Origin of the sequence: Ochrobactrum sp. SSR, from assembly GCF_030067775.1 — a bacterium.
Classification (GTDB): domain Bacteria; phylum Pseudomonadota; class Alphaproteobacteria; order Rhizobiales; family Rhizobiaceae; genus Brucella; species Brucella teleogrylli.
Map to the genome: position 1 here is coordinate 530,124 of NZ_CP125969.1, position 13,029 is coordinate 543,152.

A 13,029-nucleotide genomic window follows, 5' to 3' on the forward strand; every position below is an offset into this window, starting at 1 on the left:
CATGGCGGCTATGAGATCAGTTATTCCGGCAGTCCGGTAAAGCTACCATTGCGACCCAAATCGCCCAAAACGGACAACCTCTGATCAATACCGGCGGATCAGACCGACCAGCTTGCCCTGTACGCGCACGCGGTCGGGACCGAAGATGCGCGTTTCGTAAGCGGGGTTTGCCGCTTCAAGCGCAATCGACGCACCCTTACGGCGGAAGCGCTTCAAGGTCGCTTCTTCATCATCGACCAGAGCGACGACAATCTCGCCCGGATTGGCCATGTCACCGCGCTTGATGATCACCGTGTCACCGTCGAAAATTCCGGCATCGATCATCGAGTCACCTTTGACCTCGAGCGCATAATGTTCGCCTGCACCGATCATTTCCGGCGGAAGGCTGAGCGAATGTGTCTGGTTCTGAATGGCGGAGATCGGCACACCGGCAGCGATGCGCCCCATGACAGGCACCGACACCGTCGTGGAAACATCGTCATTGATCGCCACAGGGGCGGGGCGCAATGGCTGCGCGGGCGCAGGCGGCGCCTTGCCCAGACTGCCTTCAATGACGCTTGGTGCGAATTTCTTCTGCGCGTTCAGCCCCGGTGCAATCGAATCCGGTAGCCGCAGCACCTCAAGGGCACGCGCTCGGTTCGGCAGTCTGCGAATAAAACCGCGTTCTTCCAGAGCGGTGATCAGCCGATGGATACCCGACTTGGAAGCAAGATCGAGCGCCTCCTTCATTTCGTCAAAAGATGGCGGAATGCCCGTTTCTTTCAGACGGTCATGAATGAACAGCAGAAGCTCGTGCTGCTTACGGGTCAACATGCGCGACACCCTCCGGCCAGATAAGAATCGAGAAAAACAAAACCAGAACGAACACTATATGTTCCAGTCTTGTTCTGCAATGGTTTTAAAATGATTAACGGGTGCGCGCCTTGTTGCGGTTCTGTTCACGGAAGGGTGTGAGGCGGGGCTCGGTGTTTGATGAAGCGGTTTGTTTTCAAACAATTACGTTTGTTACTTCGTGTTCATTCGAGGTTGTGAAAGCGTGGCTTTTCTCGCCGATTAGCGCAACATCAGAACGTGACACGGTGTGCCCGCATCAGCCGCCGGGGCATTTTCATCACGAATAAGGAGTGCGTTGGAGCCGACGAGTGCTGTCAGCATGGACGAGTCCTGTACTGGAAACGGTGTCGCCAGCAGTGTTCCATCGCTTTGTGATTCGACCGTTGCGCGCACAAAATCGCGGCGATGGTCATTGGCGGGCATCGCCTGACCGAGTTTCGCCGGGCGGATATCCGCCGTCAAATCGGTGCCTGCAAGTTTCGCGATAAGCGGACGGAGAAAAACCAGACTGCAAACAAGACTTGAAACCGGATTGCCTGGCAGGCCGATTATGTGAACGGTTTTGCCATTGACGGTCTTGCGTCCGTACATCAGCGGCTTTCCGGGGCGCATGGCGATTTTCCAGAAGTCCAGTTCGACACCGCAATTGCGTAATGCGCCATGGACGTAATCGCGGTCACCGACCGAGGCGCCGCCGATGGTCACCAGTACGTCGATGCCGCTGTCGAGAGCGGAGGCGATAGCCGCTTCGATCTGAGCCGGATCGTCCGGAATGATTCCCATATCTTCAGGCTTGCCACCGGCGCGGCGCACGATTTCGGCAATGCCGACGCTGTTTGACGCGACAATCTGGTCCGGGCCGGGGTCGGCTCCCGGCGGCACAAGTTCGTCGCCGGTGGCCAAAATAGAAATGCGAGGTTTGCGAAACACATCAAGCGTTGGATTGCCGCTGGCCGCAGCCAGTGACAAAGCGGGTGCGTCCAGTTCGCGGCCAACGGACAGAACAGTCTTGCCCGGCGCAAAATCGAGACCAGCCCGGCGGATATGACGCCCCGTGGCTATGCCTTCGAGTATGGTTAGCTGATCGCCGGATCGCTCGGTATGTTCCTGGATGACAATCGTATCGGCAGCTTCCGGCATCGGTGCGCCAGTGAAAATACGCACAGCCTGTCCGGGGAGGAGTGAACCGTCGAAGCGCTTGCCAGCAGCGGATTCGCCGATAACCTTCAGTTGAAGCGGATAGGTGGTATCTGCTGGCGCAATCAAAGCGTAGCCGTCCATGGCCGTGCAGTCGAAAGGCGGTTGCAGGAAATGCGCCTCAACGGCGCGGGCAACAACGCGCCCGCCCGCTTCGTTCAACGCAACGGTTTCGAGGCCATGCGGTTCTGCGGAGGAGAGTATACGCGCCAGAGCATCTTCGACCGGGAGAAGGGACATCGTATTTCCTCTCGAACTCAAACTTGTCGGAACGTTTCACGCCTTCCAGTCGCCGGACTTGCCACCAGACTTTTCCACAACGCGGATATTGCCGATTTCCATATGGCGATCGACAGCCTTGGCCATGTCATAGATCGTCAGGCACGTCACGGATACAGCGGTCAGAGCTTCCATTTCCACGCCGGTGCGGCCCTTGAGCTTTGCAAGTGCGCGAACGCGCAAGCCCGGCAGCGCATGGTCCGGTGCAATATCCACCGCGACCTTGGTCAGCATCAGCGGGTGGCAAAGCGGAATGAGGTCGGCGGTCTTTTTCGCGGCCATGATGCCCGCAAGACGCGCGGTTCCGATCACATCGCCCTTGGCTGCGTCGCCCGCCAATATGAGCGCCAGCGTTTCCGGCTTCATGGTCACGCTGCCTTCGGCAAGGGCCTGGCGCTCCGTCTCGTCCTTTGAGCCGACATCCACCATATTGGCGGCGCCGGTCTGGTCGAGATGGGTGAGCCTGGCCGTGTCCGAGGTCATGACATCAGACCTTGCCGGTAAGAAGTTCGCGTGTGGCAGCGGCCACATCGTCCTTGCGCATCAGGCTTTCACCGATGAGGAACGTGCCGATGCCGGATTTTTCCAGTCGCAGGCAATCGTCATGGGTGAAAATGCCGCTTTCGCCAACCAGCAGGCGGTCGGCAGGAGCCATTTTCGACAGCCGTTCCGAAACAGTCAGGCTGACTTCGAATGTACGCAGGTTGCGATTGTTGACGCCCAGAAGGCGCGAGGAAAGCTTGAGCGCGCGTTCCATTTCGGCTTCGTCGTGCACTTCGATGAGCGCATCCATGCCGAGTTCGAAAGCGGTTTCTTCCAGCGCCCTGGCTAGATCGTCATCGACGCTCGCGAGAATGATCAGGATGCAATCCGCACCCCAGCTGCGCGCCTCATAGACCTGATAGGTGTCGAACAGGAAATCCTTGCGCAGGGCAGGCAGGTTGCACGCGGCGCGCGCTGCCATCAGGAATTCCGGCGCTCCCTGAAAGGACGGCGTATCGGTCAGAACCGAAAGGCAGGCAGCGCCGCCATCTTCATAGGCCTTTGCCAATGCTGGCGGATCGAAATCCGGACGGATCAAACCTTTGGAAGGGCTAGCCTTCTTGATTTCCGCGATCAGGGCGAATTTATCGGCTGCGCGCTTGGCTTCGAGCGCCTTGAGAAAGCCGCGTGGTGCGGCCTGATCCTGTGCACGGGCCTTCAGGTCTTCAACCGTATGACGCGCCTTGGCAGCCGCGATTTCCTCGCGCTTGTAGACTTCGATCTTACGGAGAATGTCGGTGGACATGGTGCGCTTCCTCTCGTCAGACTGTCTTGTCGTTGGAGACAGCGATTACTTTTTGCAGAACGGCCAAAGCTGCGCCGCTGTCGATGGAATGGGCAGCCTGTGCTATACCATCCTTCAAATCCGTGGCCTTGCCCGCGATCACGAGGGCGGCAGCCGAGTTGAGCAGAACAATGTCGCGATAAGCGTTCTTCGTGCCTTCCAGAACGGCAAGCAGAGCCTTGGCATTCTCGGCAGCGTCCCCGCCTTTCAGTTCTTCCGGCTTGCAACGGCGCAAACCGACGTCTTCAGGCGTAATCTCGAATGTGCGGACGGTGCCGTTTTCCAGCGCCGCGACCTGGGTCGTGCCAGCGGTGGTCATCTCATCCAGACCGTCGCCATAGACGACCCAAACGGCTTCCATGCCGAGTTCATTCAGCACATGCGCCAGAGGCTCAACCCATTGTGCCGCGAAAACGCCCAGGAGCTGGCGCTTCACGCTGGCCGGATTGGCGAGCGGACCCAGTATGTTGAAGATCGTGCGGGTTCCAAGCTCGACGCGAGAAGGGCCGACATGGCGCATAGCGGAATGGTGCATCGGCGCGAACATGAAGCCGAGACCGGCTTCCCGGGCGCTGCGGCCAATGGTTTCCGCGTCGGCTTCAATATTGACGCCCAGTGCTGCAAGCGTGTCTGCCGCGCCTGAGCGGGACGACAGGGCACGGTTGCCGTGCTTGGCGACGGGAACGCCAGCGCCCGCCACGACAAAGGCCGAGCAGGACGAAACATTATAGGAACCGGACTGATCGCCGCCGGTGCCGACAATGTCGATGGCGTTTGAAGGGGCGACGACCGGCAGCATGCGTGACCGCATGGAAGCGACCGCGCCCACGATTTCCGGCACGGTTTCGCCACGCACGCGCAAAGCCATCAGAAAACCGCCGATCTGCGAAGGCGTTGCCTGACCGGACATCATGATATCGAACGCGGCCTTGGAATCCTCTTGGCTCAGTGGTTCGCCGGAGGCCGCTTTCGCGATGTATGGTTTCAGATCAGCCATTGTCTTTCTGCCGTTTGTTTCTGTGAATTCTCGCGTTCGGCTGCTCAGCAGAACCTAGAATGCGAGAGCATTATTGATGACAGTCTGGTTGATCTTCACCGGATACTGCTTCTGCAATTCGCCAACCATCTGTTCCAGCACATCGTCGGAAAGGGCGGTTGCGAGATAGTTGCGCTGTTGTTCAGGAATGGTGTCCGGGCCAGCACTTGCAGGCTCGGTCACTTCCGTCACCTTGAAGAGAATCTGCGCGTCGTCGGAAGGCGCTGCCGCCGTGCCGGTGAAACCGTCCGGGCCGCGGAAAATCTGCGCTGCCGCAGCCGAGCCGATATCGGCATCGTTCGTGGAGCGGGTGATGCCGCGCTTGGTCTGCTTTTCAAGGCCAAGTTCCGAAGCAATCGCATCGAGCGTCGCGCCGCCATCGAGGCGCTTCTTCAGGTCTTCCAGACGCTGATTGAGACGCTTGACGGCTTCCTCACCCTTCCATGCCGCCACAACCTTGTCCTTGACTTCATCAAGGGTGCGGTCGCGGGCAGGGGTGACGCCATCAATCTGATACCAGAGATAGCCGACATTGCCCATGGTCAGCGCGTCATTGTCAAAGCCCTGTTCGGCCTGGAAAGCTGCGGCCAGAAGCGCCTGTCCGTTCGGAAGCTCAACCGGCTTGCCGGACGGGTCGTTGCCTTCGGCGTCGACCGCATCGACGGTGACGGTCTTGAGGCTCAGGCTCTTGGCGACATCGGCCATCGATGCGCCATCGGAGCGCTGCTGCTCATAGGAATCATGAATGCCGCTGATGCTGCTCGCCGCAATGTTGTTGGCGAGCGTCGTGCGGATTTCGGCTTCGACTTCCGAGAGTGGCTTGACATGCGCCGGGTCGATCTTGGTAACGCGCAGAATGACCGGGCCGAAACCGCCCTTGACGACAGGGCTCACGCCGTTTTCAGCGAGTGCAAAGGCTGCATCGGCGATGGTCTGGTCAGGAATAGCGCTTTTCTCGAAGGTGCCGAGTTTGAGATCGTCTTCGGTCTTGCCCTGTTCCTTGCCTATGTCGAGGAAGCTGGCGCCAGCGGCAATCTTTTCCTGCGCGGCGTTGGCCGCAGCTTCGTCGGCAAAGCTCAGCTGTTCGATGGTACGCTGTTCGATAGTGCCGTAGCGCGACTTGTTCTTTTCGTAATATTCGTTGATTTCGTCCTGCGTCACCGCAGAAGGGTCTGCAATGTCTGCTGGCTCCAGCTTGACATAGGTGACCTTGCGGTATTCGGGCGCCTTGTACTCATCCTTCTGCGCATCGAAATAGGTCTTGAGGACCTCATCCGACGGGGCAGGGATCGCGTCTGCTTTTTCCACAGGAATGGTGATGTAGTCCGCGCTGCGGCTTTCGCCCTGATAAAGCGCCAGAGCTTTCAGCATGGCGTCGGGCATCTTGATGCCGTCGGTCGCCGCTTCGACCATCTGCTGGCGACGGGCAACCTTGGCGCGATTATCAAGATAATCCTGCGCGCGAATGCCGGACTGGCGCAAAACCGCATCGAACTGCGCGCGGTTGAAGTTACCGCTGGCGTCCTGGAACGCCGGATCTTCCGCCGTCAGGCGGGCAATGCCGTCCTTCGAAAGGCCGAGCTGCATCTTGCGTGCGCCTTCGTCGAGAACGACACCGGCCGCGAGCTGCGCCAGAACCTGATTTTCAACGCCAATCGATTTTGCCTGTTCGCGCGTCAGACGCTGGCGGAACTGCTGCGACAGGCGCATCACCTGCTGTTCATAAGCGAAGCGGTAGTCAGTCGCGCTGACTTCGGAGTCGCCCGCGGTCAGCGCGGCATTGCCGGTCATGCCACCGCGGAAAACATCCGCAATACCCCAGACGCCGAAGCTCAGGACGAGCACACCAAGCAGAAGCTTGGAGATCCAGGAGCGAGAGGCAGAGCGCAGGCTGTCGAGCATGGGAAACCCTTCGATTATGAAATAAAGCTCGGCTTTGGTTGATTTGAGCCAGTCATTGAATTGATCCGTTCAGGGGATAACCCCAAGCAAGCCCCATATGCAAGGTCTCATTGAGGCTCTGCAACCAAGAACATTTGCATTGCGACACGAATATGCTTAGTCAGTGGCAAAATTCGGCGCGGTCATGCGTTATTCGCAGGAGGCGCCTGCCGTTTAGAGCGTGTTTCGATCCGAATGAATCGGATCGACGCTCTGAATGTTCAGTTCGACGCATAATCTTATCGATCCTCGTTTCACTCCGGTCGGATTATGCTCTTGAAAGGCGAGGAGAACACAATGACTCCGGGTATCCGTCCGTTGGTCGCTGGCAACTGGAAGATGAATGGTACGGGAGAATCTCTCACCGAACTGCGCGCGATTGCAGCCGGTCTGAGCTCCGATTTCGGTAGAAAATTGGATGCAGTGATCTGCGTACCGGCCACGCTGCTTTCACGCGCTGCCGAAACGCTCTCTGGCGAAACGACGGTCGGCCTTGGCGGGCAGGACAGCCATTTCAAGACTTCCGGCGCGCATACCGGCGATATTTCGGCTGAAATGCTGAAAGAAGCAGGCGCAAGCCACGTCATCATTGGCCATTCCGAGCGCCGCACCGATCACCACGAAACCAACGATACGGTGAAGGCAAAGACCGAAGCCGCCTGGGCCGCTGGTCTTGTTGCCATCGTTTGCGTGGGTGAAACGGCCGATGAGCGTCAGGCAGAACGCACGCTGGACGTCATCGGCTCGCAGCTTGCGGGCTCCCTGCCAGATGGTGTGAATGCAGAAAACACCATCATCGCCTATGAGCCTGTCTGGGCCATTGGAACGGGTCTGACGCCGACGGTGCAGGACGTTCGCGCGGCGCACGCCTTCATGCGTGAGCAGCTGACCGAGCGCTTTGGAGCCAAGGGCGCGCATTTGCGTCTTCTCTATGGCGGTTCGGTCAAGCCGTCCAACTCTACCGAACTGCTCGGCATCGCCGATGTCGATGGTGCGCTTGTTGGTGGTGCGAGCTTGAAGGCGACAGACTTCCTCGCCATATGCGAGACCTATCGCAACCTTTGAGCGACGCCTTGCCTCGCCATGCTCTAACTTGGGCGGCGGGGCTTGGATTATCACGCAATAGCGTGTAAAGAGCCGCATCTATTCTATCGTGCAGTCTGGACATGGTCATGTGATGTGTCCTGGAACTGCTTTAGTTCAGGGACGTAAAGACCGTTACCCATGCAAACCGTACTCATTGTCATTCATTTGTTGATCGTGCTGGCGCTTGTCGGCGTTGTGCTTATCCAGCGCTCTGAAGGCGGCGGCCTTGGCATTGGCGGCGGTTCTGGCTTCATGACGGCGCGGGGTGCCGCCAATGCGCTCACCCGTACGACTGCCATTCTGGCTATCGGCTTTTTCGCGACGTCGCTGGTTCTCGGCATCATGGCGCGTTATGGCGAACGCCCGACCGATATTCTAAACCGTATCCCGGCAGCATCCGGCAGTCAGACGGCTCCGGCAGGCGGCAACGGCGCTGGTGGTGGCATCCTCAATCAGCTCGGCGGCGAAGTCTTCGCGCACCGACACGAATGGGACCGCACCGGCTGCACCGGGCGCCGCTCCGACGGGAACGACTGCACCGCAGGCGCCGGCGACGCCGGAAGCTCCGGCCAATCCGGTTCCAAGCTCACAGTAAAAAGAGCTTTCCATTCAGGCGATTGTGAAGCCGGCCCAATGGGCCGGTTTTCTTTTGTTAACCACCGAATTGCAAAGTGTTGCAAGCAGGCAATAGGCTTTCACGAATCGCATTGCACAACTGTTGCAACGAATTGAGTCGTTCCTGCGTTTACAGTAAGGAAAGCGAAAGCTTGGCCGTAAAGTTGCGGCAGCTATTTTCCGCTTGTGCTTGGATTTCGGGAACTGATCATGTTTTCACGTCGTATTCTTATGGCTGGCATTGCGAGCCTTTGCGTTGGAGTTTCCGCGCCGGCTTTTGCCGCATCGCCGGTCAGTGCTGAAGCGCAGCTGAACGAAGCCGCTGCCGCTAACGTGCAAAAGGTTGCGCTTTCGAGCGACGCCAAGGCCAATCCGGACAAGCCGAAGAAGAAGAAAAAGAGCGCTTCCAACGGCAATGCCGGTGTGAAGGCCAACAAGTACAATATCGATCCCAAGTTCCGCGCACAGGAAGTTGCTTTTACGGGCTACAAGCCGGGCACGATCGTGATCGACCCGAAGCAGCGCTTCCTCTATCTGGTTGAAACCTCGACCACGGCGCGCCGCTATGGCATCGCAGTGGGCAAGCAGGGTCTGGAATTCAAGGGTTCTGCGACCGTCAATGCCAAGCGCGAATGGCCACGCTGGATCCCGACCAAAGAAATGGTCGAGCGTGATCCGGGCCATTATGGTCGCTTCAAGAACGGCATGGATGGCGGTCCGGGCAACCCGCTCGGCTCGCGCGCCATGTATCTGTTCCAGGGCAACAAGGACACCTATATCCGTATTCACGGTACGGTTCAGCCATGGACCATCGGCAGCTCCGCTTCGAACGGCTGCTTCCGCATGATCAATGAAGATGTGATGGATCTCTACGAGCGCGTCGGTCTCGGCACCGAAGTCATCGTTCTTTGATCACAAATGACGATCTGAAAATGGCCGGGCTTTCGGGCCCGGCTTTTCTTTTGGCCGATTTTACGAATGCGTGAAGCTAAGCTGTGGATTGCGGGCTTCGGCATGGAAAAGTCGGGCAGGGGCCGTTAAGACGGTTCCATGTATTCGTCCGGAGATCATGCTTCCGTCATCTTCAGACGTATAGCGTTCGCATTCGTGCAATAGGGTTTCAGGGGTGCGTGTCACTCACCAAACGGTCCGTTTTGGGGTGACGTGTCTGTGTTCAACAACGATTACCGCATCGCTTCGGTGAAAAATCACTCCGAAGCGCATTTTTTTGTGGCGGAATCAATTAAGAAAGTCTAACGAGATAAGCCCATGGCGCGATATGTTTTCATCACTGGCGGCGTGGTTTCTTCCCTTGGAAAAGGCATAGCTGCTGCAGCACTGGCTGCACTCCTTCAGGCACGCGGTTACCGCGTGCGTATCCGTAAACTCGACCCTTATCTGAACGTCGATCCCGGCACGATGTCGCCTTACCAGCATGGTGAGGTGTTCGTCACTGACGATGGTGCCGAAACTGACCTCGATCTCGGTCATTACGAGCGGTTCACCGGTCGTCCTGCCAACAAGCAGGATAATATCACCACCGGTCGCATCTACCGTAACATCATCGAAAAGGAACGCCGCGGCGACTATCTCGGCGCGACGGTTCAGGTCATTCCGCACGTCACCGACGAGATCAAGAATTTTGTTCTCGAAGGCAACGAGGATTACGATTTTGTCCTGTGCGAAATCGGCGGCACTGTTGGCGACATTGAAGCCATGCCGTTCCTTGAGGCGATCCGTCAGCTTGGCAATGAATTGCCGCGCGGCGCAGCCGTTTACATCCATCTGACGCTGATGCCGTATATTCCGGCGGCGGGCGAGCTCAAGACCAAGCCGACGCAGCATTCGGTCAAGGAACTGCGTTCCATCGGTATTGCGCCGGATATTCTTCTGGTGCGTGCGGATCGCGAAATTCCGGAATCCGAACGCCGCAAGCTGTCGCTGTTCTGTAACGTGCGTGAAAGCGCCGTTATTCAGGCGCTCGATGTGGCAACGATCTACGATGTGCCGATTGCCTATCACAAGGAAGGCCTCGATTCGGAAGTTCTTTCGGCTTTTGGTATCGACCCGGCTCCGAAACCGCGCATGGATCGCTGGGAAGAAGTTTCCCATCGCCTGCACAATCCGGAAGGCGAAGTCACCATCGCAATCGTCGGCAAATATACGGGTCTGAAGGACGCGTATAAGTCGCTAATCGAAGCGCTCTATCACGGTGGTCTCGCCAACAAGGTGAAGGTCAATCTCGACTGGATCGAAGCGGAAGTCTTCGAAAGCGAAGATCCGGCTCCGCATCTGGAAAAGGTACACGGCATTCTGGTGCCGGGCGGTTTCGGCGAGCGTGGCGCAGAGGGCAAGATTCTTGCGGCGAAATTCGCGCGTGAGCGGAAAGTGCCGTATTTCGGCATTTGCTTTGGCATGCAGATGGCCTGCATTGAGGCAGCGCGTAATCTGGTTGGCATCGAAAACGCGTCTTCGACCGAGTTTGGCCCGACCAAGGAGCCGGTTGTCGGTCTGATGACCGAATGGCTGAAGGGCAACATGCTCGAGAAGCGCGCGGCAGCGGGCGATCTCGGCGGCACGATGCGTCTTGGCGCTTATGAAGCAGCCCTTGTTCCGGGTTCCAAGATCGCGGAAATCTACGGCTCGACCGACATTTCCGAGCGTCACCGCCATCGCTACGAAGTCAATATCGACTATAAGAACCGTCTCGAAGAGGCGGGTCTGAATTTCGCGGGCATGTCGCCGGATGGCGTTCTGCCGGAAACGGTCGAATATCCAGACCATCCATGGTTCATCGGCGTACAGTACCATCCGGAACTGAAGTCGCGCCCGTTCGAACCGCATCCGCTCTTCGCTTCGTTCATCGAAGCGGCGATTGAACAAAGCCGTCTGGTTTGATGCATGAATAATGATCTCGCGCGCAATGCTCGTTCGGTGGACCATCTGGTTCTGCCGGTTGGACGACTGGACGAAGCGCGCGCGAGACTTTCTCTCTTGGGATTTACAGTGGCCCCGAATGCCCAGCATCCATTCGGCACCGCCAATGTGTGCAGCTTTTTTGCTGACGACACCTATCTGGAAATGCTGGCAGTCGACCGCGAGCCGCTTTATGTGGCTGCCGCCCGTCGCTCGAACAGTTTCATTCTCCGCGATCAGGCCTACCGCTTCCGTAACGGGCAGGATGGCTTTTCAGGCATAGCCTTCAAAACGGACGATGCACGCGCCGATCACGCCGCGTTCAAACGGCGCGGTGTTGCCGGTGGCCGCATGGTCGAGTTTTCACGTGCGTTCGTGAGCAAGGAAGGCAAGCGCGAGATTGCGAGTTTCCGCCTTGCCTTTGCGGCGGATTTGCGCGCGCCTGATGCCTTTTTCTTCTGCTGCCAGCGGCTGGCTTATCCGAAAACGGATCGGTCGCATTTGATGGCGCATGAAAACGGCGTCACCGGCCTGCGCAAAATCCTGATCTGCGAGGATAATCCGGCGGAATTTTCGGAATTGCTGCAAGGCGTGTTTCATGCGCCAGCGCGCAAGCAGAACGGTGGTTCTCTGGAAATCACCGCAGGCAATGCCGATATAGATATCCTTCCTTCCAAACAGTTTGAACAAAGCTTTGGATGGTTGCCAGAGCTTCATGGCCGTGGCTTGCGGCTTGCAGGGCTGGTTTTCACGGTTGCTTCGCTTTTGACAATCGAGCAGCTTCTTGACCGCAACGGTGTCACGTTTCTGAAAAGAGATGGCCGTATCATCGTTTCTCCGGCTAAAGGCCAGGGTACGTTGTTCGTATTTGAAGGTGTTGAATAAATGACGACCCCCAATTCCTCCGTCAAAGTCGGTAATGTTACCTTCTCCAACAGCGCGCGTTTCGCGCTGATCGCTGGCCCATGCCAGATGGAAACGCGGGACCATGCCTTCGACATGGCGGGACGCCTGAAGGAAATCACCGACAAGCTGGATATAGGTCTGGTCTACAAGTCCAGTTTCGACAAGGCCAACCGCACGTCGCTGAAGGCGGAGCGCGGTATCGGTCTCGAAAAGGCGCTGGAAGTCTTTACCGATCTGAAAAAAGAATTCGGCTTTCCGGTTCTGACCGATATCCACACCGAAGAACAATGCGCCGCAGTCGCACCCGTCGTCGATGTGCTTCAGATTCCGGCCTTCCTCTGCCGCCAGACCGATCTGCTGATCGCCGCCGCGAAGACTGGCCGCGTGGTCAATGTCAAGAAGGGCCAGTTTCTGGCACCCTGGGACATGAAGAATGTTCTGGCCAAGATCACCGAAAGCGGCAACCCGAATGTGCTTGCAACCGAGCGCGGCGTGTCCTTCGGCTATAATACGCTGGTTTCGGATATGCGCTCGCTGCCGATCATGGCCGGCCTTGGCGCGCCGGTGGTTTTCGACGCGACCCATTCGGTGCAGCAACCGGGCGGGCAGGGCGGTTCTTCGGGCGGACAGCGCGAATTTGTGGAAACACTGGCGCGCGCAGCGGTGGCTGTCGGCGTGGCCGGTCTTTTCATTGAAACCCATCAGGACCCCGACAATGCGCCGTCGGACGGACCCAATATGGTGCCGATCGACAAGATGCCTGCACTGCTGGAAAAGCTTGTGGCGTTCGACCGGATTTCCAAGGGTCTATAAAACACAGAGCGAATTGTGAAAGGCGGGGGATTTTCCTCCGCCTTTTGTTTCGCTAAGGATGTGCCCACATCGGATTTGT

At 57.8% G+C, this 13,029-nt stretch carries 11 protein-coding genes and 1 pseudogene; 6 read left to right on the forward strand and 6 right to left on the reverse strand.

Features of this window, described 5'->3' with window-relative positions:
* Positions 1–84: 84 nt before the first annotated feature.
* The 6 genes from lexA to QLQ11_RS02560 form a co-directional block, all read right to left on the reverse strand.
* Entirely contained in the window at positions 85–813 is a 729-nt protein-coding gene (gene lexA, locus QLQ11_RS02535; protein WP_283735881.1) for a transcriptional repressor LexA, read from the reverse strand.
* A 240-nt stretch (positions 814–1,053) separates the two neighbouring features.
* Entirely contained in the window at positions 1,054–2,271 is a 1,218-nt protein-coding gene (gene glp, locus QLQ11_RS02540; RefSeq protein WP_283735880.1) for a gephyrin-like molybdotransferase Glp, read from the reverse strand.
* Between the two features lie 36 nt (positions 2,272–2,307).
* Positions 2,308–2,793 carry a cyclic pyranopterin monophosphate synthase MoaC gene (gene moaC, locus QLQ11_RS02545; RefSeq protein WP_283735879.1) on the reverse strand — a complete coding sequence of 162 codons (486 nt, stop codon included), beginning with the start codon at positions 2,791–2,793 and terminating at the stop codon, positions 2,308–2,310.
* A gap of 4 nt (positions 2,794–2,797) precedes the next feature.
* On the reverse strand, positions 2,798–3,598 hold the full coding sequence (trpC, locus tag QLQ11_RS02550) for an indole-3-glycerol phosphate synthase TrpC (protein WP_283735878.1): 801 nt from the start codon (positions 3,596–3,598) through the stop codon (positions 2,798–2,800).
* Positions 3,599–3,614: 16 nt separating this feature from the next.
* On the reverse strand, positions 3,615–4,634 hold the full coding sequence (trpD, locus tag QLQ11_RS02555; protein ID WP_283735877.1) for an anthranilate phosphoribosyltransferase: 1,020 nt from the start codon (positions 4,632–4,634) through the stop codon (positions 3,615–3,617).
* A gap of 54 nt (positions 4,635–4,688) precedes the next feature.
* Complete coding sequence (locus tag QLQ11_RS02560) at positions 4,689–6,575, reverse strand: peptidyl-prolyl cis-trans isomerase (protein WP_283735876.1); 1,887 nt, start codon at positions 6,573–6,575, stop codon at positions 4,689–4,691.
* A 336-nt stretch (positions 6,576–6,911) separates the two neighbouring features.
* On the opposite strand from QLQ11_RS02560, the gene tpiA reads away from it, so the two are divergent.
* The 6 genes and pseudogenes from tpiA to kdsA all read left to right on the forward strand — a co-directional run bounded on the left by tpiA (position 6,912) and on the right by kdsA (position 12,950).
* Positions 6,912–7,679 (forward strand): triose-phosphate isomerase, encoded by a 768-nt coding sequence (gene tpiA, locus QLQ11_RS02565; protein ID WP_140025035.1) that lies wholly within the window; start codon positions 6,912–6,914, stop codon positions 7,677–7,679.
* Positions 7,680–7,838: 159 nt separating this feature from the next.
* Positions 7,839–8,295, forward strand: a pseudogene (gene secG, locus QLQ11_RS02570) (preprotein translocase subunit SecG).
* A gap of 230 nt (positions 8,296–8,525) precedes the next feature.
* On the forward strand, positions 8,526–9,227 hold the full coding sequence (locus tag QLQ11_RS02575) for a L,D-transpeptidase (RefSeq protein WP_109369153.1): 702 nt from the start codon (positions 8,526–8,528) through the stop codon (positions 9,225–9,227).
* A gap of 357 nt (positions 9,228–9,584) precedes the next feature.
* A complete protein-coding gene (locus QLQ11_RS02580) occupies positions 9,585–11,213 on the forward strand; it encodes a CTP synthase (protein ID WP_283735875.1) in 1,629 nt (542 codons plus the stop codon).
* Between the two features lie 3 nt (positions 11,214–11,216).
* Positions 11,217–12,116, forward strand: coding sequence for a VOC family protein (locus tag QLQ11_RS02585; protein WP_283735874.1), 900 nt, complete (start codon positions 11,217–11,219; stop codon positions 12,114–12,116).
* Positions 12,117–12,950 carry a 3-deoxy-8-phosphooctulonate synthase gene (kdsA, locus tag QLQ11_RS02590; RefSeq protein WP_283735873.1) on the forward strand — a complete coding sequence of 278 codons (834 nt, stop codon included), beginning with the start codon at positions 12,117–12,119 and terminating at the stop codon, positions 12,948–12,950.
* Positions 12,951–13,029 lie beyond the last annotated feature (79 nt).

Bases quoted from the DNA above. Each gene is read 5' to 3' on its own strand.
- trpD (WP_283735877.1), bottom strand. From the start codon at position 4,634: ATGGCTGATCTGAAACCATACATCGCGAAAGCGGCCTCCGGCGAACCA.
- QLQ11_RS02575 (WP_109369153.1), top strand. From the start codon at position 8,526: ATGTTTTCACGTCGTATTCTTATGGCTGGCATTGCGAGCCTTTGCGTT.
- lexA (WP_283735881.1), bottom strand. From the start codon at position 813: ATGTTGACCCGTAAGCAGCACGAGCTTCTGCTGTTCATTCATGACCGT.
- QLQ11_RS02580 (WP_283735875.1), top strand. From the start codon at position 9,585: ATGGCGCGATATGTTTTCATCACTGGCGGCGTGGTTTCTTCCCTTGGA.
- trpC (WP_283735878.1), bottom strand. From the start codon at position 3,598: ATGTCCACCGACATTCTCCGTAAGATCGAAGTCTACAAGCGCGAGGAA.
- QLQ11_RS02560 (WP_283735876.1), bottom strand. From the start codon at position 6,575: ATGCTCGACAGCCTGCGCTCTGCCTCTCGCTCCTGGATCTCCAAGCTT.
- glp (WP_283735880.1), bottom strand. From the start codon at position 2,271: ATGTCCCTTCTCCCGGTCGAAGATGCTCTGGCGCGTATACTCTCCTCC.
- tpiA (WP_140025035.1), top strand. From the start codon at position 6,912: ATGACTCCGGGTATCCGTCCGTTGGTCGCTGGCAACTGGAAGATGAAT.
- QLQ11_RS02585 (WP_283735874.1), top strand. From the start codon at position 11,217: ATGAATAATGATCTCGCGCGCAATGCTCGTTCGGTGGACCATCTGGTT.
- moaC (WP_283735879.1), bottom strand. From the start codon at position 2,793: ATGACCTCGGACACGGCCAGGCTCACCCATCTCGACCAGACCGGCGCC.
- kdsA (WP_283735873.1), top strand. From the start codon at position 12,117: ATGACGACCCCCAATTCCTCCGTCAAAGTCGGTAATGTTACCTTCTCC.